This is a genomic window from Halomonas salinarum (assembly GCF_012062845.1).
GTDB lineage: Bacteria > Pseudomonadota > Gammaproteobacteria > Pseudomonadales > Halomonadaceae > Onishia > Onishia salinarum.
Window position 1 is genome coordinate 1 of sequence record NZ_WWNB01000044.1, and the last position, 1,641, is coordinate 1,641.

Annotated in this window: 1 protein-coding gene and 2 pseudogenes; 1 reads left to right on the forward strand and 2 read right to left on the reverse strand. The window is 59.2% G+C overall.

The window, feature by feature from the left end; translation table 11 throughout:
• The coding region (locus HF027_RS15405; protein ID WP_146188265.1) for a transposase at positions 1-123 on the forward strand (123 nt) is incomplete at its 5' end.
• 37 nt (positions 124-160) lie between these two features.
• On the opposite strand, the pseudogene HF027_RS15725 reads toward HF027_RS15405, so the two are convergent.
• Together HF027_RS15725 and HF027_RS15410 are read right to left on the reverse strand one after the other, a co-directional pair.
• Positions 161-460, reverse strand: a pseudogene (locus HF027_RS15725) (transposase); the annotation flags it as partial.
• A pseudogene (locus HF027_RS15410) lies at positions 456-1,400 on the reverse strand (IS1595 family transposase). The pseudogenes HF027_RS15725 and HF027_RS15410, both read right to left, overlap by 5 nt.
• Between the last annotated feature and the right edge of the window lie 241 nt (positions 1,401-1,641).

Consider the following 1,641-nt stretch of genomic DNA (forward strand, 5'->3'; position numbering starts at 1 on the left):
ACCAGCGTGCTGGAGGGCATGAACAACCGGATCAAGGTCATCAAGCGGATGGCCTATGGGTACCGCGACACGGCGTACTTTTTTCTGAAGATCCGTGCCGCTTTTCCCGGCAAAGTGCGGTGAACCTTATTAAAGAAGTCCCGCCGCCAGGAATGCAGTACTCATGATAGCCGCGATAGTCGACTTCATGTTTGATCAAGGAATGCGTCACTCGTGCCATCTTCACCGCCACGGCCGTTAGCGCTTTCCTCTTGAGATCGCCATCGGTCGGGTCTTTGCCGACGTAGCGATCGAATTTGGTGCGGAAGCTGTTGTCTCGCATCCTCACAGCAACCGTGGCTGCGAGCCAGTAGGCATAGCGCAGCCGGGCATTCCCCCGCTTGGCCAATCGATAGCGGCTGCACGTGTTACCGCTCTGTGACGCGGCGAGGTTGAAACCACAAAACTTCACCTGATTACGCATAAAACTCAGCCAGCTTCAGGAACCGGTACGGCATCGGCGGCGTTCTCGCCGCCACCGTCAGAAAGCGCGGGATCATGGCCTTGAGGTCGTAGCCGATTGAAGCGGTACTCGAACTCGGCCAGGTAACGTGGAGCATGCTGCCCGCGGATGGCATGGTAAGTGCCAGTGATGGCGTTTTTCACGTTACCCAGCAGGGTGTTGACCCAGTTGAACGCGGGATTCTCCACGCTGGCACGCCCACCGCCGGTAATGTGGCGCTCATGGACGTAGGTGGGGATATCGAAGGCTCGGAAACACCCCAGGCCATCACTGATGACCTGGCTGCCGGGCGCAATGGCCTGTTGGGCGTAGCGACATATCTCGGCCAGGGTGAAGCCGCTCACGCGGCGAAGCTGAACCCGCTGCGGATGGCCCTCCTCATCGGTTTGCACGGCCGCCACAAACGGGAACTTGTGCTTGGCGCCGCGACCGCGCTTTCCTGGCCGTTCACCCCCCAGGTAGGCGTCATCCAGCTCGATGCGTCCAGAGAGCTTCTCTCCCTGGTTACGCTCGTGCATGATCTGCAGTAGCTTGTGTTTGAGCTTCCAGGCGGGGTTGTAGGCGACGCCGAGCTCCCGGGACAGTTGCAACGCTGAGATGCCGTTCTTGCGCTGAGTCAGCAGGTAGATAGATCGCCAGAAACCACGTCGTCAGAGGAAGGTGCGTGGCATGAAAGATGGTACCGGCGATGAGTGAGGTCTGGTGGTGACAGCGATGGCACTGGTAGTGACCCCGCGACAATCGACAGCTAGTGGTGTTGCCACAGTCGGGGCACACGAACCCCCTTGGGCCAGCGATGCTGAAAAAGGGCCGCCTGGCACTGCGCTTCCGTGCCGTACTGCGCGAGAAGTGCCGGCAACGACAGGCCGGGCTGAAACTGGATAGGATTGCGTGCCATGACGCCACCTCCTCTACTGGACATAACATCAGTATAGGAGAGGCTGGCGGGATTGCGGCTGATCAACATGAGTAATCAGGAAAGGTTTTCTCTGTTCACCAAGCGAGTCAATCAGGCTCTTCGTCGTTGGGTGTGGAATTCGCCCCCTGATCTGGGCCAGGATATGACCTCCACTTGAACAGGAGGCATGGCATGGACGGCACCCAGATTCTGACCCTCGGCCTGGGCCTGGAAGCGCCCT